19 protein-coding genes are annotated in these 19,532 nt (G+C 60.8%); 14 read left to right on the top strand and 5 right to left on the bottom strand.

The features are described from left to right. Positions 1-6 precede the first annotated feature (6 nt). The 9 genes from XB14_RS25300 to nuoG all read left to right on the top strand — a co-directional run bounded on the left by XB14_RS25300 (position 7) and on the right by nuoG (position 10,159). Entirely contained in the window at positions 7-1,482 is a 1,476-nt protein-coding gene (locus XB14_RS25300) for an NADH-quinone oxidoreductase subunit M (RefSeq protein ID WP_077965599.1), read from the top strand. Then, positions 1,479-2,918, top strand: a complete 1,440-nt coding sequence (locus XB14_RS25295) for an NADH-quinone oxidoreductase subunit N (protein ID WP_077965593.1) — start codon at positions 1,479-1,481, stop codon at positions 2,916-2,918. The genes XB14_RS25300 and XB14_RS25295 overlap by 4 nt, the downstream gene beginning before the upstream one ends. 155 nt (positions 2,919-3,073) lie before the next feature. Continuing rightward, positions 3,074-3,439, top strand: a complete 366-nt coding sequence (locus XB14_RS25290) for an NADH-quinone oxidoreductase subunit A (protein ID WP_077965591.1) — start codon at positions 3,074-3,076, stop codon at positions 3,437-3,439. Continuing rightward, positions 3,427-3,930, top strand: coding sequence for a NuoB/complex I 20 kDa subunit family protein (locus XB14_RS25285; protein WP_060517302.1), 504 nt, complete (start codon positions 3,427-3,429; stop codon positions 3,928-3,930). The genes XB14_RS25290 and XB14_RS25285 overlap by 13 nt, the downstream gene beginning before the upstream one ends. After that, entirely contained in the window at positions 3,927-4,463 is a 537-nt protein-coding gene (locus tag XB14_RS25280; protein WP_077965589.1) for an NADH-quinone oxidoreductase subunit C, read from the top strand. Before XB14_RS25285 ends, XB14_RS25280 begins: the two co-directional genes overlap by 4 nt. Before the next feature lie 89 nt (positions 4,464-4,552). Further along, on the top strand, positions 4,553-5,767 hold the full coding sequence (gene nuoD, locus XB14_RS25275; protein ID WP_077965587.1) for an NADH dehydrogenase (quinone) subunit D: 1,215 nt from the start codon (positions 4,553-4,555) through the stop codon (positions 5,765-5,767). A 16-nt stretch (positions 5,768-5,783) separates the two neighbouring features. Next, a complete protein-coding gene (gene nuoE, locus XB14_RS25270) occupies positions 5,784-6,296 on the top strand; it encodes an NADH-quinone oxidoreductase subunit NuoE (protein WP_077965583.1) in 513 nt (170 codons plus the stop codon). Positions 6,297-6,300: 4 nt separating this feature from the next. Continuing rightward, entirely contained in the window at positions 6,301-7,566 is a 1,266-nt protein-coding gene (gene nuoF, locus XB14_RS25265) for an NADH-quinone oxidoreductase subunit NuoF (protein WP_077965580.1), read from the top strand. Positions 7,567-7,594: 28 nt separating this feature from the next. Beyond that, positions 7,595-10,159 carry an NADH-quinone oxidoreductase subunit NuoG gene (gene nuoG, locus XB14_RS25260; protein ID WP_077965578.1) on the top strand — a complete coding sequence of 855 codons (2,565 nt, stop codon included), beginning with the start codon at positions 7,595-7,597 and terminating at the stop codon, positions 10,157-10,159. A 60-nt stretch (positions 10,160-10,219) separates the two neighbouring features. Here the strand turns inward: nuoG and XB14_RS25255 are convergent, their stop codons facing one another. The 5 genes from XB14_RS25255 to XB14_RS33360 form a co-directional block, all read right to left on the bottom strand. After that, positions 10,220-10,660 carry a CBS domain-containing protein gene (locus XB14_RS25255; protein ID WP_077965577.1) on the bottom strand — a complete coding sequence of 147 codons (441 nt, stop codon included), beginning with the start codon at positions 10,658-10,660 and terminating at the stop codon, positions 10,220-10,222. A gap of 37 nt (positions 10,661-10,697) precedes the next feature. Then, entirely contained in the window at positions 10,698-11,264 is a 567-nt protein-coding gene (locus XB14_RS25250) for an NADH-quinone oxidoreductase subunit I (protein ID WP_077965576.1), read from the bottom strand. Positions 11,265-11,396: 132 nt separating this feature from the next. Further along, positions 11,397-12,383, bottom strand: coding sequence for an NADH-quinone oxidoreductase subunit NuoH (gene nuoH / locus XB14_RS25245; protein WP_077965575.1), 987 nt, complete (start codon positions 12,381-12,383; stop codon positions 11,397-11,399). Positions 12,384-12,875: 492 nt separating this feature from the next. After that, positions 12,876-14,090 (bottom strand): NO-inducible flavohemoprotein, encoded by a 1,215-nt coding sequence (hmpA, locus tag XB14_RS25240; protein ID WP_077965574.1) that lies wholly within the window; start codon positions 14,088-14,090, stop codon positions 12,876-12,878. 24 nt (positions 14,091-14,114) lie between these two features. After that, a complete protein-coding gene (locus tag XB14_RS33360) occupies positions 14,115-14,816 on the bottom strand; it encodes a DUF1971 domain-containing protein (protein ID WP_077965573.1) in 702 nt (233 codons plus the stop codon). Between the two features lie 70 nt (positions 14,817-14,886). On the opposite strand from XB14_RS33360, the gene XB14_RS25230 reads away from it, so the two are divergent. The 5 genes from XB14_RS25230 (at position 14,887) to XB14_RS25210 (ending at position 19,475) form a co-directional block, all read left to right on the top strand. Beyond that, the gene (locus XB14_RS25230) at positions 14,887-15,342 is read left to right on the top strand and encodes an Rrf2 family transcriptional regulator (protein ID WP_077967693.1); all 456 of its coding nucleotides are present in this window, start codon (positions 14,887-14,889) and stop codon (positions 15,340-15,342) included. A gap of 165 nt (positions 15,343-15,507) precedes the next feature. Next, the gene (locus XB14_RS25225) at positions 15,508-16,476 is read left to right on the top strand and encodes a Bug family tripartite tricarboxylate transporter substrate binding protein (RefSeq protein ID WP_077965572.1); all 969 of its coding nucleotides are present in this window, start codon (positions 15,508-15,510) and stop codon (positions 16,474-16,476) included. A gap of 51 nt (positions 16,477-16,527) precedes the next feature. Continuing rightward, positions 16,528-17,004 carry a tripartite tricarboxylate transporter TctB family protein gene (locus XB14_RS25220; RefSeq protein WP_077965565.1) on the top strand — a complete coding sequence of 159 codons (477 nt, stop codon included), beginning with the start codon at positions 16,528-16,530 and terminating at the stop codon, positions 17,002-17,004. 9 nt (positions 17,005-17,013) lie between these two features. Next, positions 17,014-18,513 (top strand): tripartite tricarboxylate transporter permease, encoded by a 1,500-nt coding sequence (locus tag XB14_RS25215; protein ID WP_077965563.1) that lies wholly within the window; start codon positions 17,014-17,016, stop codon positions 18,511-18,513. Between the two features lie 77 nt (positions 18,514-18,590). Continuing rightward, entirely contained in the window at positions 18,591-19,475 is an 885-nt protein-coding gene (locus XB14_RS25210; RefSeq protein WP_077965560.1) for a GntR family transcriptional regulator, read from the top strand. The last annotated feature ends 57 nt before the right edge of the window (positions 19,476-19,532 follow it).

Raw genomic sequence — 19,532 nt, 5'->3', positions numbered from 1 at the left:
AGTGTGATGGCGTTCCCGCTGCTTAGCCTGATCGTCTTCCTTCCTGCCGCAGGGGCAGCGGTCGTGATGCTTCTGCGCAGCGATGATGCAGTGCGGTGGGTGGCGCTCGGCGTCACGGTTCTCGACCTGGCGTTCGCAATCGTGATGCTTGCCGGCTTCGATACCGGGACCTCGGAGATGCAGTTCGTCGAGAAGCACCCGTGGGTGCCGGCGCTCGGCATAACCTTTGCGCTCGGCGTCGACGGGATCAGCGCGCTCTTTGTGTTCCTCACCGCGCTGTTGGGCGCGGTCTCGGTGCTCGCCTCATGGATCGCCATCGATCGCAAGGTGAAGCAGTTCATGGTCAGTCTGCTCGCCATGCAGGCCCTGATGTTGGGTGTGTTTTCGGCGCTCGACCTGTTCCTGTTCTATGTCTGCTGGGAGGCGATGCTGATACCGATGTATCTGATCATCGGTGTCTGGGGCGGCGACGGCCGGGTCTATGCGGCGTTCAAGTTCTTCCTCTACACCCTGGCGGGAAGCCTCCTGTTCCTGATCGGCATCATCGTGCTGTATCTCCAGGGCGGCAAGACGTTCGACATCCTCACCTTGATGGCGCTCGACCTGCCGTTCGACGTCCAGTCCTGGCTGTTTTTTGCCTTCCTCGTCGCATTCGCGGTCAAGGTGCCGATGGTTCCGCTCCATACCTGGCTGCCGGACGCCCATGTGCAGGCTCCAACGGCAGGCAGCATCATCCTTGCCGGTGTGCTCCTGAAGATGGGCGCCTACGGGTTCCTGAGGTTCTCGCTGCCGATGCTGCCGGAGGCCTCGGTCCACTATTCGACCCTGATGATGGCGTTGTCAGTGCTCGCGATCGTTTATGGCGGCCTGCTAGCCTTGGCGCAGGACGACCTGAAGAAGCTGGTGGCCTATTCCAGCATCAGCCATATGGGTTTCGTGACCCTCGGGATTTTCGCCCTCAACCCGCTCGGGCTCCAGGGCAGCATCCTGCAGATGTTTAATCATGGCGTGACGACCGGCGCGCTCTTCCTGTTCGTCGGCCTGATCTACGAGCGCACCCACACCCGCAGCATCGCCGATTATGGCGGCTTGATGAAGGTGGCGCCCGTTTACACCGGGTTTCTGGCACTGTTCGTGCTGTCCTCGATGGCACTACCGGGAACGAACGCGTTCGTGGGTGAGTTGCTCGTGCTGTCCGGCGGGTTTGCGGCCAACTTTGCCCTTGGCGCGGTTGCGGTTTTGGGCGCTTTGCTGGGCGCAGCCTATCTCCTCGGCATGTACCGCAAGGTCGCGCTCGGCCCGGCGAGCGTCGGCGCACGGTTCAAGGTCCGTGATGTCAACGGCCGTGAGATGGCCGCGATCCTGCCACTCGCCGTCTTTGTGTTTTGGGTCGGGCTCTACCCCAAGCCTTTTCTCGCCATCATCGATAGTTCGGTCACGCATCTCTTGCAGCAGGTGCACGACAAGGGGAGCGGCCGATGACCGCTGCAGCGCTCCTTCCGTCGATCCTTGCGAGCCTGCCCGAAATCATCGTGGTTACGGGAGCCTGCATCCTGCTGATCGCCGGACAGTTCGTGCCGAAGGGACAGGACGCTGTCCTTGTTTGGGCCTCGGTCGCAATTGTGCTGCTGGCCGCCCTGGCAACATTCACGGTGTCGAGTGGGGCGCAACCGGCCTTTGCGGGCATGTTCGTCGCCGACCCGTTCTCTGTCTTCTTCAAGTCCCTGTTCTACCTGGCGATCGTCCTGACGTTCCTGCTCTCGCGCAAATATGCCGATATCGAAGGGATCGGCGGCAGCGAATACTACGTCCTTTTGCTCCTTGCGCTTTCCGGCATGATGATCATGGCGTCTGCGACCGATCTTCTGTCGATCTATGTCGGCCTCGAGCTGATGGTGCTTTGCACCTACGTGCTGACCGGCTTCCTGCGGCGTGAACAACGGTCGAACGAGGCGGCGCTGAAATATGTGATCCTCGGCGCGGTCTCGACCGGGATATTCCTTTATGGCGTCTCGCTGGTCTACGGTCTCACCGGGACAACTCAGCTCGATCGGATGGCTACGGCAGTCACCGGTGGTCCGCCCGATCCGGCATTGCTTCTGGCGGTGGTCTTCATCGTCGCAGGTCTCGTCTTCAAGATTGGCGCGGTGCCGTTCCACATGTGGGTGCCGGATGTCTACGAGGGTGCCCCGACGACGATTACCGCCTTCATGTCTGTCGGACCCAAGGCGGCAGGCTTTGCTGTGATCCTCAGGGTGTTCCTCAACCCTTTGGTCGCGGGCTCGAACGTCTGGATCATAGTTGCCGTGATTGCGGTGGTAACGATGGCGCTCGGTAGTTTCGTGGCGCTGGTGCAGGATAACTTCAAGCGTCTGCTGGCCTATTCCAGCATCGCCCATGCCGGCTTTGCCATTTTTGGCATCGTGGCCGGCGGTGCCGACGGGGTCGCCAGCGTGATGCTCTACCTCTTGATCTACACCTTCATGAATCTGGGGATCTTCGGCGCCGTCATCATGATGCGTAACGGCAATTTCTCGGGCGAGGTTATCGAGGACTATGCCGGTTTTGCCAAGATGCATCCGGGGCTGGCGCTGTTGATGTTGCTCTACTTGTTCTCGCTGGCGGGCATTCCGCCGACGGCAGGCTTCTTCGCCAAGTTCTACGTGCTGGTCGCGCTCGTCGAGCGCGGTTTCGTCGTTTTGGCCGTGATCGCAGTGCTCTTGAGTGCCGTCGCCGCCTATTTCTACATCCGCATCGTCATGGTGATGTTCATGCGCGAACCGGAGCGGGCGTTCGAGCCGGCGCTGACGCCTCTCGTTGGCATTACTCTTGCCGTCACCGCCGCCGGCACGGTTGGCATCGGTCTGTTTCCCGCGTGGTTTCTAAGGCTCGCTCAACAGTCGGCCTTCGGCGGCTGAGCGATCGCATTTGCATTGGCCTATACGACGGAATAAACTAGCGGTTTAGGAAAGGAATGCCCTTAGTCGCTTCCCTGGGGCGACCGCGTTACCGGCCCGAAGGAGCCGATCGCGGCTTGAGCAACGCCCCCTGATGGGTGACCGGGCTGCGCACTATGTCTGCAGCGGAATTCCTGCCGGTTCTTTTCATGATCGCCGGAATTGTTCTGGTGGTGGGGGCGACGCTTTTTGTTTCCTCGCTGTTGCGGCCGTCCAATCCTTATCCCGAAAAGAACATGCCCTATGAGTGCGGCATGGACCCGGCGGGCGAGGCAGCAGGGGGACGCTTTAGGGTGCAGTTCTTCATCCTTGCGATCCTGCTGGTCGTCTTCGATGTCGAGGCGATGTTTCTCTTCCCCTGGGCAGTCGTCCTCAAAGAGATCGGTCTCGTTGGCTACCTTGAGATGTTCGTCTTTATCGTGCTGCTTCTCGTGGGTTTCGCCTATGCCTGGTTGAAGGGAGCGCTGGAATGGGAGGAGTAGGAAACACGATCCAGGACAGCGTGTTGTTCACAACGGCCGAGAGCGTCATCAATTGGAGCCGAAGGTCGGCCTTGTGGCCCGAGACCTTCGGCATCGCCTGCTGTGCCATCGAAATGATCTCGGCGGGGTGCGCGCGCTACGACCTCGACCGGTTCGGCGTGGTGTTCCGCCCTTCGCCGCGGCAGTCCGACGTGATGATCATCGCCGGCACGGTGACCCGGAAGTTCGCGCCCGTCGTGCGCCGGCTCTATGACCAGATGCCGGAGCCGCGCTGGGTGATCGCCATGGGTACCTGCGCCATTTCAGGGGGCGTCTACAACACCTATGCGGTGGTGCAGGGGTCTGAAACCTTTGTGCCGGTCGATGTGCATGTGCCCGGCTGTCCGCCACGGCCCGAGGCGCTGATGCATGGCTTCCTGCTATTGCAAGAGAAGATCAAGAAGTCCCGCGCGCTGGCCGGAACGCCTCTCGATCGGGTGGCGGCATCATGAGTGTAGAACCGTTTCTCAATCGCGCTTTGATCCTGGAGCGTTTCGGGGAAACCATCGAGGATCTCGGTACTGCGCATGGCATCGATGTCTTTGTGGTTCCGCCCGAAAAGATCGTCGAGTTCTGCCGGTTCCTGAAGGACCAGCCCGAGTTCAGGTTCAACTTCCTTTCCGACATCTGCGGGGTCGACCATTATCCCGGAACGCCGCGCTTCGAGGCGGTGTACCATCTCTATTCGCTGCCCAACCGCTGCCGTGTCCGCATCAAGTGTCGACTTGGCGATCCGCCCGAGGTTCCCTCGGTCACCGGGGTCTGGCGCACGGCCAACTGGCACGAGCGCGAGGCCTGGGACATGTATGGCATCCGGTTCACGGGGCATCCTGACTTGCGCCGGATCTATATGTGGGAGGGCTTCGAGGGCTTTCCCCAGCGCAAGGATTTTCCGCTTAAGGGGTACAAGGACAAGCTGAACCCGTTTGGCGCGGAAGGGCCGCCGCCGACACAGCCCGACCTCGCCACGCGGGACATTCCGTAGGGAGGGAGGGAGGAGGTGCGGGCAGTTTCCTTTGTGACCGATCCGAAATCACATGAACAACGGAGGCCGATCGACACCGGAAAGTTGAGATGACCGAAGTCACTGAGCTCACGAGGCCGGAAGGAGAAGCTCTCAACAGCAAGGAAGTGCTTCTCAACCTCGGGCCGCAGCACCCCAGCACCCATGGGGTCCTCCGGCTCGTCCTCCAACTGGACGGCGAATATGTCGAGCGCGTGGATCCCCATATCGGCTACCTGCATCGCGGCACCGAAAAACTGGCGGAAAGCTTCACCTATACGCAGATCTTCCCGCTGACCGATCGGCTCGACTATCTCTGCCCGCCGTCGAACAACCTGGCCTTCGCGATCGCGGTGGAGAAGCTGCTTGGCATCGAGGCCCCGATCCGGGCGCAATACATCCGCGTGATGATGGCGGAACTCGCGCGCATCTCCGGCCATCTTTTGATCACCGGCGCGTTGCCGATGGACCTCGGTGCCATGACCGCGCTGCTTTATGTCATGCGCGAGCGCGAAATGATCATGGATCTCCTCGAAATGGTCACCGGTGCGCGTATGCACACCTCCTTCTGCCGGGTAGGCGGCATTCGCGAGGACCTGCCTGATGGGTTCTTCCCAAAGATCAGGGAGTTCTGCGACATCTTCCCAAACCGCATCCGGGACTATGAGCGACTGCTCGAAGACAACAGGGTGTTCCTCAAACGCACTCAAGGGATTGGGGTACTCTCAGCCGAAGACGCCATCGATCTCGGCCTGAGCGGTCCGAACCTGCGTGCTTCCGGCGTCGACTGGGACATCCGTCGTGACGAGCCTTACGAGATCTACGACCGGCTCGATTTCAATGTCATCACGCGCAACGAAGGCGATTGTTATGCGCGCTGGCGGTGCCGGGTCGATGAGATGCGCGAAAGCATGCGGATCATCGAACAATGCATTGAGCAGATGCCCGAGGGGCCGTTCCAGGTCGACATGCCGACGATCGCCTTCCCCGTCGACAAGGAGCGCGTGCATTGCTCGATGGAGGCATTGATCCAGCATTTCGACCTGTCGGCCTACGGCTTCAGCGTGCCGAAGGGCGAGGTCTATTCGGCAATCGAGGCACCCAAGGGCGAGCTGGGTTTCTACATCATCAGCGACGGATCGCCGAAACCGTTCCGCATGAAGGTCAGGGCACCCTCGTTCGTGAACCTCCAGGCGGTCTTCGGAGTGACGAACGCCCGCTACCTGGCGGACATGATCGCTGTACTCGGCAGCCTCGATCCTGTGATGGCGGAGGTGGACAAGTAGCAGGGATTTGAACGTGATGACGATGCGCGAAAAGATCGAACAGGCGGCAGCGCGGTATCCCGACCAGCGCTCGGCGATCATGCCCGCGCTTCTGATCGCGCAGCGCGAACATGGCCATCTGCCCGGGCCGGTGCTGGAAGAGGTCGCTGAAATCCTTGGCGTCGAGCGGATCTGGGTCTACGAACTCGCAACCTTCTACACCCTCTTCCACACCGAGCCGGTGGGCAAGTTCCACCTGCAGCTCTGCGACAATGTCTCCTGCATGCTGCGGCGTTCCGAGGATCTGCTGACGCATCTGGAGAAGGCCCTGCGGATCAAGAAGGGCGGCACGACCCCCGATGGGCTGTTCACGCTCTCGACCGTCGAATGCCTCGGCGCCTGTGAAATGGCACCGGTCATGCAGGTCGGCGACGACTATCACGGCAATCTCGACATAGAACGGATCGACGCGCTGCTCGGCCGGCTGCGCGCGACGGTGCCCGAGACGACCGGCGCCGATCTCGCGGCTGCGGAACCACCGGGGGAATAGCGCCATGTACGAACCGGTACTTCTGAAGAACGTGTACGTGCCGGATGGGCATCTCCTCTCCACCTATGAGGCTGGCGGCGGCTACCGAGGGCTTGCCAAAGCCCTCAAGGAATTCACGCCCGACGAGATCGTCGACCTCGTCAAGCGGTCGAATCTGCGCGGCCGCGGCGGGGCCGGGTTTCCGACCGGCATGAAGTGGAGTTTCGTGCCGAAACTGGCCGGCAAGACGAAGTATCTCTGCTGCAACGCCGACGAAGGAGAGCCTGGCACCTTCAAGGACCGTATCGTCATGGAGCGTGACCCGCACCAACTGATCGAAGGCATGGCGATCAGTGCCTATGCAATCGGGGCCGAGGTCGCCTATGTCTACATTCGCGGAGAGTACGTGCTTGCGATCCGACGGCTGGAGCAGGCGATCGCCGAGGCCAAGGCCAAAGGGTATCTGGGAACGCGCATACTGGGCTCTGATTTCAATTTCGTCGTGCACGTCCACTGCGGCGCAGGTGCCTATATCTGTGGCGAGGAGACCGCGATGCTCGACTCGCTCGAGGGCAAGAGGGCGCAGCCGCGCCTGAAACCGCCTTTCCCCGCAGTTGCGGGGCTCTATGCCAGCCCGACCGTCATCAACAATGTCGAGACGCTGGTCTGCGTCCCGCAGATCGTGGCGCGAGGCGCCGATTGGTTTCGCGGTATCGGACCTGAAAAGAGTCCCGGCCCGAAGCTCTATTGCGTCAGCGGGCAGGTGCGCAAACCAGGGCTCTACGAGCTTCCAATGGGGATCCCACTTCGCGAACTCGTCGAGGACCATGCCGGCGGGCCGCCGGCCGGTCGCAAGATCAAGGCGGTAATCCCAGGTGGTGTTTCCGCGCCGGTGATCCCTGAGCCGGGCCTGGACGTCGGGATGGACTTTGACTCACTTGCTGCTGCCGGCACGATGCTGGGCTCGGCCGGGGTGATCGTCGTCGACGACACGACCTGCATGGTCAAGGTCGCCACCCGCATCATCGAGTTCTTTCACCACGAGTCCTGTGGCAAGTGCACGCCTTGCCGCGAGGGGTTGAACTGGGTGGTGAAGGTGCTGCGCAGGATCGAGGCGGGTGAGGGCGCGCCCGGCGACATGGAGCAGCTGGACATGCTCTGCAAGGGCATTTTCGGCAACACGTTTTGTGCTTTGGGCGACGGCGCGGCGATGGGACTGCGCGCTTCGCTGGCGCATTTCCGCGAGGAGTTCGTCGCCCATATCGAGGAGCGGAGGTGTCCGTTCCACTAGGGAGCATCCAGGCGCGGGCGAGTAGGTCATGGTGAGCGTTACGATCAATGGGCAAATTCTGGAGGTCGAGGCAGGCTCGACTGTGTTGCAGGCGGCGCAGCGATTGGGGATTGATGTTCCGACTTTCTGCTACCTGAAGCGCCTGCCGCCGCTTGCCTCCTGCCGCATGTGTCTTGTCGAAATCGAGGGGCTGCGGCGGTTGCAGCCGTCCTGCGCCACTGCGGTCACTGAGGGCATGGTGGTGCGGACCAACACGTCGCTGATTGATGAAACACGTTCGTCCATGCTGGACATGCTGCTTGCCAACCACCCGCTCGATTGCCCAATCTGCGACAAGGGCGGCGAGTGTGAACTCCAGGACATGGTGATGGCCTATGGTCCGGGGAGAAGCCGCTTTCACGATCCCAAGCGGGTTTTCCATTCCCGCGACATTCGCCTCAGCCCCGTCGTCATCATGAACGTCAACCGCTGTATTCAGTGCCAGCGCTGCGTGCGCATGTGCGAGGAAGTCGTCGGCGCGGTCGCCCTTGGCACCGTCGAGAAAGGCATGGACACGGCCGTCACCGGCTTCGAGGGCAGTCTTGCCAGTTGCGACCAGTGCGGCAACTGCATCGAAGTCTGCCCGGTCGGCGCGCTGATGAGCTTCCCCTATCGCTACAAGGCGAGACCCTGGGATCTCGCCGAGACCGACACGGTCTGCCCGCATTGCGGTACGGGATGTCAGTTGACCGTCGGCGCGCGCAAGGGCGAATTCATGCGTGTCCGGTCCAAGGAGGAACACGGCGTCAACCGCGAGACGCTCTGCGCGCGCGGCCGCTTCGGTCTCGACTTCATCGAAGGGCACGACCGGATCAAGCGACCGATGATCCGCCGCGATGGCGCCCTGGTTGCGGTTTCCTGGGACGAAGTCGGAGACTATCTGCGCCGGCGGCTAGCGGCGGTCGAAAGCAAGGTTGCTGGCGGAGTTGTCTCGTCGCGCCTGCCCAACGAGGTGCTCTATCAGTTCCAGAAACTCATGCGCACGGTCTTTCGGACCAACAACATCGACTGCTCGTCGCGCTGGTCCACACCCTTCGACGCGCTTGCCCCGCTCATGGCGAGCTACAGTCGTGCACCTTTGAAGGAGGTGATCGGGGCCGATCGCGTGCTTGTCATCGGTGGCAACGTGACCGAGGAAAACCCGGTCACCGAATATCTTCTCAGGGATGCCGCTCGGCGGCGCGGCACCCAATTGCTCATGCTCGCGACGCGACCGTCCCGTCTCGACGCCGACGCTATGGCTGTGGTCCGTGTACCGCCCGGCGGAGAGGCCGCGAGCCTTGCGGCCGTGGTTGCCAGGCTTGTGGCGGCCGCCGGCGAGAAACTGTCGGATGACGCTCTTGCCGAGATCGGAGGCCTGGTGGCTCGCAATGGCAGCGACGGACCGGATCGTCTGGCCGCAGCTCTCTACGATGGAGGCACTGTGACCGTGCTTGTCAGTGTCGATCTCCTGAGATCGTCCGAAGCGCGGGCGGCATTGCACCAGCTCAACAACCTGCTGCAACTGCTTCGCCTCCTCGGCAAGACCCCAGCATTGCAGATGCTCTTCGACCGCGCCAACCAGATGGGCGCCTGGGAAATGGGTGCCTTGGCGGGCGCGTTGCCAGGGTTGCAGGCGGTCGCCGACGATAATGCGCGCGGCGCTCTTACCCGGAACTGGGGCGCCAATATCCCCCATGAGCCGGGTGCTGATCTCGACGGGATGCTGGATCTCTGCGTGGCTGGGCAAATGGGCGCGCTCTACCTTGTCGGAACCGACCCCCTGATCGCCTATCCGGACAGGGAGTTCATGGCGCGGGCCCTTGGCGCCGCAGGTCTGTTGATCGTGCAGGACAGTTTCCTTACCGAGACGGCCGCACTGGCCGAGGTCGTCTTGCCAGCGGCGGGCTACGGTGAAGAGCCCGGCAGCTTTACCAACAACGAGGGCCGCATCCAGCAGGTCCGCAAGTTCCGGGAACCTGTCTTCGAGGCGCGGGACAATCTCGCTATCTTCGATTTTGTCGCGGCACAGCGCGGCCAAGTATTGCAGCCTTCGACGCACGTCGAGCTTTTCGATGAGATCGCCCGGCTGATACCGGCCTATCAGGCGCTCACCTGGGCCGGACTTGGTGCCGACGGTGCCTTCACGAAAGAAGGCCCGACGCCACCGGCGGGCGCCTTCCATGCACCGCCGACCGTTTCAAAGACGCACGACGGGCTCATGCTCGTCACCGGCAACTGTCTGTTCCACAATGGCTATTTTACGGAGCGTTCGGAGATCCTGAACACGGTCGCCAACGATCCCTATGTGGCGATGAGCGCTGAGGATGCGGCCCAGCTTGGCCTTTCGGACGGCGAACAGGTGGTCGTTCAATCAACCCGCGGCGCGCTGTCGGCGCAGCTCAAGGTCGAAAAGCCGTTTCCCAAGGGTCTCGTCTTTGTTCCCGAAAACTATCGGTCTCTTCGCCTCAACAGCTTGATGATGCGAGGTGAATACCCGTGTCCGGTCGAGGTTCACAAGGCAGAAACAGCGCACGCAATCGAGGGCACGAACCGGGTCTGGCGTGGAGCATGAGGATTTGCGCCAGAGGCGCCTGCAAGGCCCGTGTCCTCACCAGTGGGCGCGAAGCCACTCTCAGTGGTAGCCTGCCCCGGCAATGTATTCGTGCAGGTGCCGCTCCGTGCGCTGCGCCTCGTCGAGCCGGTGCTTGACCACGTCGCCGATGCTGACGACGCCGACAATGGCCTCCTCCTCAATGACCAGCACATGACGTGTCCGTCTCTGGGTCATGATCGACATCACCAGGGGCAGCCCATCGACAGCTGCGCAAATCGCCACGTTGCGGTTCATGATGTCGGCGACCGGCATCAGCGCTGCCTCAGGCCCGTATTCCGCAAGCGCGTTGCAGCAATCCCGCTCCGATAGCGAGCCCAGATACCTTCCGGGCGCGTGGCTGACGACCACGAAGCCGATATTGTTGTCACGAAAGAGCCGCAGGATCTCCACCATCGTCTGGTCGGGAGCGACTGCGATCACCCCAGCACCCTTATCCTTCACGATTTCACCGACAAGCATTTGAGCCTCCTATCTGCGCGCTCCGGTTTGCTGCTCCTCACGTTCGCCGGATATTGCGCCACCAGTTGTATCCATGCGGTTCGCTCGTTTCGACCAGCACGTCCTCATCGGTATTCAGGCGTGCGGCGACGACACCACCGCCGGTCATTGCCTTTCCAGGTTTGTCGAGCAGATCGTCGCGCCCGATCACCAGATCACGTGACGAAAAACTCGAGAATTCATACTGCTGGCCAAGTGCGATGGCGTCCGCAGGGCAGGCGTCCTCACACAGGCCGCAGAAAAGGCACCTGGCCGTGTCGATCTCGAATTTTGCCGGGTGTCGGTTGCCGTTTTCGTCCTCGTAGGGAACGACCTCGATGCAGTCGCAGGGGCAGATGCGAGCGCAAAGCTCGCACGCGACACACTTGATCTCGCCCTCTTCGTCGCGTTTGAGGAAGTGATGGCCGCGATAGCGCGAATAGGGGAGCCACTTCTCCTTGTCCGGATACTGCATGGTCACCGGCTTGGAGAACATATAGCCAAAGGTCAGCGTAAAGGCGCTCGCCAGATCCGCAAAAAGCGCCCAGCCGATCCATGTTCCAGCTCTGTCGACTACGCGTGACATCGTCGCGCCGTTCTACAGCGGCGTGCGTCTATTCCGACGCGGGAGGGTCGCTGTAGTCCCTTCGATTGCTGCACGCATCTTCGTCAGATCGACACCGAACCTAGAAGGCGCGTGGAGAAGCCGCCCTGGCTCCTAAGTGAAAGCAATACCAGTGATAATTATGTTCGCCATTGACAGAGGAAGCAAGACTTTCCATCCGATGGCCATCAGTTGGTCATAACGATAGCGGGGCAAAGTGAAACGGAACCACATAAACACATAAATGAAGAATGCCACTTTGAGCGCAAACCAGAGAAGCGGCGGCAGCGGAATGAGAATACCGTTCCAGCCGCCGAAAAACAGGATGACGGAGAGGACCGATACCAGGAGCACGATGACGTATTCGCTGACCATGAAGAACGCGAAACGGATACCGCTGTACTCGGTATGGAACCCTGCGCCGAGATCCCCTTCCGCTTCGGCCAGGTCGAAGGGAATGCGCTGCGCTTCGGCCAATCCGGCAACGAAGAAGACGAAGAACCCGATCGGCTGATAGACGATGTTCCAGAGATCACTCTGGGCGCGCACGATGTCCACGAGGCTCATCGACTGTGCCAGCATGACGACGCCGATGACTGCGAAGCCCATGGGGATTTCGTAGCTGATCATCTGCGCGCAGGTCCTGAGACTGCCGAGAACGGCGTATTTGCTGTTGGCGGCCCAGCCGCCGAAGATGACGCCATAGACCTCCAGACCGATCACCGCGAAGACGAAAAGCAGAGCCACATTTAGGTTGGAAACGTAGAGCGTGATCTCTGCATTGAGCACTGAGACGGTCTCGCCGAAGGGGATCGCGACAAACACCACAAAGGGCGGAGCGAGCGCCAGGATTGGCGCCAGCTTGAAAAGGAAGCGATCTGCCTCTGCAGGGATATGATCCTCTTTCGTCAGGAGCTTGATACCATCCGCCACCGGCTGCAGCAGGCCGTGCCACCCCACGCGCATCGGACCCATGCGCTGCTGCATGTGGCCGGCTATCTTGCGTTCCAGCCAGGTCAGCGGCAACGGCAAGAGTAAAAGCATTGCGATCAGCAATGCGACCTTGATGGCGATAAGGCCAAGGGCGACGAGAAGTTCCATGATCCGCGGCCACCTATTCGACAGGCAGAAACGTGACTGGGCCCGACCCAGCTTACCCGTTGAGCGGGTCCTTCTAGCTTTCTCCATTTTCTCACGAAACGTCGGCCGTGGACAGGCTGCCGTTTCCTGTTGTGGGCTTGGCGGCGAATGCCGAGTTCGTCAACGCGCCGATACAACTGCGGGCAGGGATCGACATTCTCCGTGGACCGCCGGATTTGATCGCTCACCTTCATGAAGCTTGCATCGCCTGATGGCGGGCATTGGGTTTGTGCCGGAATGGACGAGGGATCTGCCGGGCCGCAACTTCGAGCTCCGGTCGGAGAGGCGCGTCGATCTGAAGATTGCCCGGTCGCAGGCGCGGCCGGGAAGGTGAGGTGGCGTCTGATATTCGAGCGCTGGTCTGAAAAGCGTGTAGGCACTGTACTGCGGCCGGCACCGAAAGCGCCGGCCGCAGGATCGGAGTGGCGATGCCACGTTTCGTTGTTCGCCGCCTCAGGCGGCAATCAGTTCGTCGGACGGGCCAAAGAACTCGAAGTGAACCCGCTCTCTTGAAACGCCTTCCCTGGCCAGCGCGGGAACGAGGGCGCGAAGGAACGGCTTCGGTCCACAGAGATAGAATTCGGCATCTTCAATGGGTGTATTCTTGCGAAGCCACTCTGCGGTGATGAAGCCGTCGAAATCGTGAGACAGTCCGACTGCGTCCTCGGCTGTTGGTGCGCTGTAGAAGCTGCTGATCTTGATCTTGCCATGCGCGTCGGCGAGCTGGCGAACGTGCTGATCCATGGCATGCGTCCCGCTGTTCAGCGCGCCGTGGACGAAATGCGCTTCGAGGTTCGGATGCTCCTCGGCGATCGTCTCCAGCATGCTGACCATCGGCGTGAGGCCAACGCCGCCCGAAAGCAGCACGACCGGTGCCTGTGGCGCTTCAGGCAGAAAGAAGTCGCCGGCCGGCGGGGTCGCACTCAACACCATGCCGACGCTCGCCTGATCGTGGAGGTATCGCGATCCACCCTGTCCCTGCGCTTCCCGCTTGACCGAGATGCGGTAGAAACCATCGCTGGGACCGCTGGAGATCGAGTAGTTGCGCTTGATCTCCAGGCCGTTCTCCAGTTGGAAGCGAAGCGTCAGATATTGGCCGGGCTTGTGGCGCGCAACGCGACCGCCATCCTTGGGCTTCAAGACAAACGAGGTGACGACATCGCTTTCGCGAAGCTTCGCGTCGATGACGAAGTCTCTCCAGCCATCCCAGCCGCCCGAGCGCTTCAGCAGTTCGCCGCGGATCTCGGCTTCGCGCTCCTTGAGAATATCGGCCAGGAACCAGTAAGCCTCGCCCCATGCATTCAAGAGCTCAGGTGTCGCTGCACTTGCGAGCACATCCTCGATGGCGGCGAGAAGGGCCGCGGCCACAAAGGGATAGTGCTCGGGCAGAATATGATAGCCGATGTGCTTGTGCGCGATTCGCTCGACCACGGGGCCGAGCACGGCAAGGTTATCGATGTTTTGCGCGTAGGCCACAATGGCGGCGGCAAGCGCGTTAACCTGTGAGCCGCCTTCGCCCTGATTGGCATGGTTGAACAGCTCGCGGATATGATCGTCACGGAACAGGTGGGCATACATGCTCTTCGTGATGTCCGCTCCGTGTGCCGCGAGCGCCGGGATGCTTGCCTTTACGATCTGAACGGTCTCGGGTGAGAGTGGTTTTGGCATGATCTTTCCTTTCGATGCGGTGCATCAGTGGGGGGCAGGTTGGTGATCGTAGAAGTGCAATTGAAGTTTCACCGGACCTACGATCTGGAGGTGGTGGGGCACATCCGGGGGGATGATGACCGGCGAGTGGGTGTCCGCTTCGATCACCGGCTGAGAATGAAGGTGGTAGTGGAGGCTTCCCTCAAGGACGGTGAGCTTCGCCCAGGTCTGCGGCCGCAGCCTGTGAAACTGCAGGAGCGGTTTGGGGACCGTGTCTTCATTGAAAACCGGTGTGCTCCTATAGGGCCGTGAGGCAAGCTCAAGCGGTCTGGCCGGCGGGACCGGGTGGTCCGATCCAAACAGGGCGGACGACAAACGCGAAGCAATTCTGACGGCCCGTGACTGGATCTCGGCGGCAACCTCGGGCGACAGAGCGTCTGAAGTGACCTTCCTCCAAAGTGTCAACCAGCGCTCGAACATGCCCGGGTGGATGCGTTCAAGGTGGATCAAGTGCATTGCCACCGGATTGCCCTTGTAACGGCCGGTCGACATCATCATCGACCCCCAGAATGCCGTCATGCGCTCGAGATGGTCGTCCCAATCCGTTATGGCCGCGAAGGCAGCGTTCAAGACCTGGTCGGATCGCACTTCGACGTAGAACCGTTCAACGATCGTTCGGATGTCTGTTTCGGTTATAGCTTGCGAGCTCATCGCAAATTGGCCCTTAAACATGTATCTCAGATGCATCTATTTATTCGAGAGCAAAGATGCTAATCAAATGCATGTTTTTGGATCGGACTTTTTGACGCAGACCCCGATGAAGCTCACCAAATATACCGACTACGCAATGCGATTGATGATCTATTTGGGATCACGGCCATCGGGGCTTAGCTCGATCCGGGAGATATCGGACACGTTCTCTGTCTCGCAAAACCATATGATGAAGGTTGTTCAAGACCTTGCGAACGCTGAGTTTCTGGAGTCCGTGCGCGGTCGCAATGGCGGCATACGCCTCGCGAGGCCGACGAACGAGATCAATCTCGGCGCTCTGCTTCGGCATACTGAAGGCCTGACGGATCTGATAGATTGCCACGGCTGCCGTATCGCGCCCGCCTGCGCCTTGCCGAGCGTGCTTTCGGAAGCCACAGCCGCCTTTGTCGCGGTTTTCGACAAATACACGCTCGCCGATCTCGTGGGCAAGCGTTCGGCGCTCGGCGAGCTTTTGGGCTTCGGCTCCCTGCCGGCCCTCAAAGGATCCGGTGGTAGGACCTAATTCTGCCGGATCGCGATCAGTTCGATTGTCGTGGAAGAGACGGTATCTTTGCCCGCCTGATTTCTTCTTCATAAAGCAGGATTGCTTTTTATAATTATTTAATGCAGATTTCTTCCAGCGGCGCCGGAGGGATGCCGTTCCAATTTGTTGGGAGGAACTGTCCACATGCGAAACTTTCTGAAAATCGCGATCGGCTTGGCGGCATTGACGGGTGCGGCCCTTCAGGCAGGCGCTTCGACCGCCGGTGATCTCGAACTCACGATCACGGCTCCGGCGGGCGCCGGCGGTGGCTGGGACTCGGCAGCACGATCGCTTCAGGAGGTCATGATGGCGACAGGCGAAGCGAGAAGCGTCCAGGTCGTCAACGTGCCCGGTGCTGGCGGCACGGTCGGCCTTGCCCAGTTTGTCGGTAGTGCTCAAGGTTCTTCCGACCAATTGCTTGTCGCCGGCATCACGCTGGTTGGCGCCAGCATCTCGAATGCCTCGCCTGTCGACCTGACCCAGGTGACGCCCATTGCTCGCCTGACCGGCGACCCGCTGGTGATCGTTGTGCCGAAGGACTCGCCGATAAAGTCGATCGAAGAGCTGCTTGCTGCCGTCAAGAAGGACGTTGCGACCACCATCTGGGTTGGCGGATCGGCCGGCGGTGCTGACCATATTCTCGCGGCGCTCGTGACCAAGGCAGCAGGCGCTGACCCGAGCAAGATCAACTACGTTGCGTATTCGGGGGGCGGTGAGGCACTTGCCGCTATGCTTGGTGGCCAGGCGACGGCCGGGGTCTCCGGCTATGGCGAATGGGAAGGGCAGATCAAGTCCGGCGATCTGCGGGCACTTGCGATCTCCTATCCGGAGCCGATCGATGGCATCGAGGCAAAGCCGCTGAAGGTTCAGGGGCTGGATATCGAACTGGTGAACTGGCGCGGCATTTTTGCAGGTCCCAATGTCGAGGGCAAAGATCTGGAAGCGCTGAAAGCCGCCGTCGACAACACGGTCAAGTCGCAGCAGTGGAAGGATCTGATCAAGGCTCGCGGATGGTCGGACTATTATGCTCCGGCCGATGAGTTCAAGGGCTTCATCGCGTCTGAAACCGACCGCGTTCGCACGATCCTGACGTCGATCGGTCTCGCCAAATAGTGACTGCCGGGTGGGAGGCTCAGCCCTCCCACGCCTGCCGAGAGAATTCCCATGTTTGAGAAAATCATGAAGGCGCCGAACCGTCCGGCGCTCGTCATCGCCTTGGCTCTGTTCGCCATGGCAGCGGTCACCTACTGGGACGCCAGCCGCATGGCCGCACGTGCGACCTATGGGATGAACGCCAGCGCCGCCTCATATTTCGTCTGTCTTTTCTTCGTAGTGCTGGGGTTGGGACACGTCGTCAGCGCGTTCCAGGCTGCCTCGATCGAAGTCGAAGACATCGACATGAAGGCGATCGGCTGGGTGGCACTGGCGCTGGCAGGACTGATCGGCTCGATCTGGCTGGGAGCTGGATTCGTTCTCGGGTCGACGCTGCTCTTCGCCTTCACGGCACGCGCTTTCGGTCGAAGGGCACTCTTGGTCGACCTGGTGATCGGCGCTCTCATGGGGCTGGTCATCTTCCTTCTCTTCAACAAACTCCTGAGCCTTGCTTTGCCGCAAGGTCCCCTGGAGCGGGCGCTATTCTAGGAGGCCCCAGTGGACGCGATCAATTTCCTCATTCACGGCTTTGCCCTGGCAATTCAGCCCTCCAACCTGATCTTCGCGGCGATCGGCGTGTTCATCGGCACTGCCGTCGGCGTGCTGCCCGGCATCGGCCCTGCCTTGACCGTCGCGCTGCTGTTGCCCGTCACCTTCAAGCTCGATCCGGGCGGGTCGCTGATCATGTTCGCCGGGATTTACTACGGCGGTATGTATGGTGGCTCGACGACCGCGATATTGCTGAACACGCCCGGTGAGAGCGCGGCCGTCGTCACAGCGCTCGAAGGCAACAAGATGGCGCGGGCAGGGCGCGGTGGTCCGGCCCTGGCAACCGCCGCCATCGGATCCTTCGTTGCAGCGCTGATCGCGACCGTTGGCCTGGCCTTTGTGGCTCCGTTTCTCGTCAAGGTCGCTGTAAAATTCGCGCCCTGGGATTACTTCGGGCTGATGCTGATTGCCTTTGTCACGGTCTCGGCAACCTTCGGGTCCTCGCCGCTGCGAGGTCTGACCAGCCTTGCTTTCGGGCTCTGGCTCGGACTGATGGGGCTGGACCAGCTGACGGGCCAGGCACGACTGACATTCGGTGTGCCGCAGCTACTCGACGGGGTCGAAGTAACGACACTCGCAGTTGGTCTCTTCGCGATTGGCGAAGCCCTCTATGTTGCCGGCCGTCATCTGTTCAAGCCCGAAAAGCCCATCCCGGTCAAAGGTTCGATCTGGATGACGAAAGAAGACTGGTCGCGGTCATGGAAACCCTGGCTGCGGGGCACTGCCGTCGGTTTTCCGATCGGGGCGTTGCCTGCCGGCGGCGCAGAAATCCCGACGTTCTTGAGCTATACGATGGAGCGCAAGCTCAGCCGCAAGCCGGAGGAATTCGGTTCTGGTGCCATCGAAGGTGTCGCTGGGCCGGAAGCCGCCAACAATGCCTCTGCGGCAGGTACGCTGGTTCCGCTGCTCACTCTTGGCCTGCCGACCTCGGCCACCGCCGCCGTCATGCTTGCCGGTTTCCAGCAGTACAATATCCAGCCGGGCCCGTTGCTTTTCGCGCAGCACGCCGATCTCGTTTGGGGGCTCGTTGCCAGCCTCTTCATCGCCAACGTCATGCTTCTCGTCCTCAATCTTCCGCTTGTCGGTCTTTGGGTCAGGCTCCTCGCGATACCGTTGCCTTGGCTCTATGGCGGCATCCTGGTGTTTGCGGCCATGGGTACAATCGCGGCGAACCCGTCCGTGGTCGAACTGCTGCTGCTTGTCGGTTTTGGTGTCGTCGGGTTCCTGATGCGCCGCTACGACTATCCAGTCGCTCCAGCTGTTGTGGGACTCATCCTTGGCCCCCTTGCTGACAACGCGCTGCGCCGTTCGCTGCAGATGAGCCTTGGCGACCCGACGGTCTTCCTGAAGCATCCAAGCTCGGCGATCATGATCGCAATTGCTGCGATCGCCCTTGTCCTTCCCTTCCTGTTCAAGGGACTGGCAAAATTCCGCCAGGATGAGGATTGAGGCTCCTGGAGGTTTGCAATCGCACCGTCTCGTGCATAAATCGACTTCCGTCTCGACCCGAGATCACACGACGAAACATGGCAAGACAAAGCGTATCCCCTCAAATCACCGCGAACATCCTTGAGTTCGTAAAGACGAACCAGATGCGCGCTGGCGATCATCTGCCGTGTCAGATGCTCGCCGACACCTTTCGGGTTTCCCGGGCGCCGGTGAACACGGCTCTGAAGAAGCTCGAGCAGATGGGGATCGTGCGTGGCGAACCCAACCGGGGATATTTTCTGAAGGTCGATGCGGCGAACGTTGACACGGCGAAGCAGGAAGCGCCCCCGCAGGGCGAGGACGAGGACCCGCTTTACTTCCGCATTGCCGAGGATCGCTTGGCCGGAAAACTGCAAGAGCGGGTCAGCGAAAACGAGCTGATTCGTCTCTACGATGTCGCAAGAACCAGGCTGCTGAAGACGCTGCACCGAATTGCCGAAGAGGGCTGGGTGGAGCGACTGCCGGGCAATGGCTGGTCATTCCGGGAGACGCTGACGTCGCGGCGAAGCTACGAGGAAGGCTACGTCTTTCGTGCGGTGATCGAGCAGCAGGCGATGCTGCTGCCATCATTCGTGGCCGATGAAGCTGCCTTTGAAAAGGCTCGCGCCGTTCAAACAGCACTTGGGGAGGGCGGGTATGAAACCTGGTCTCGCGCCGAAATCTTCAAAGCGAACAACGATTTCCACGAGATGCTCGTTGCGTGTTCGCAGAACGAGTTCTTTCTGGACTCGATCAAGAGGATCAACCGCCTGCGCCGGTTGATCGAGTATCGCATCACGATTGACCGCAGCCGTTTGCCCAGGCAGTCAGCCGAGCATCTCCACATTCTCGATCTGCTTGAAGCGGGCCGCAGAACCGAGGCGGCAGCATTCCTCTACACCCACATCATGGGCGCTAGCCGGATTAAGGCCCCGCAGGTCTAGTAGCTGGTATCCTGCCGCCATCCTGGCTCTGACATCTTTTTACGTTCCACAATGATT

Origin of the sequence: Ensifer adhaerens (genome assembly GCF_002007205.1) — a bacterium.
In the GTDB taxonomy this organism is placed as follows: Bacteria; Pseudomonadota; Alphaproteobacteria; order Rhizobiales; family Rhizobiaceae; genus Ensifer; species Ensifer adhaerens_D.
This window is presented reverse-complemented; position numbering and strand designations above follow the sequence as displayed.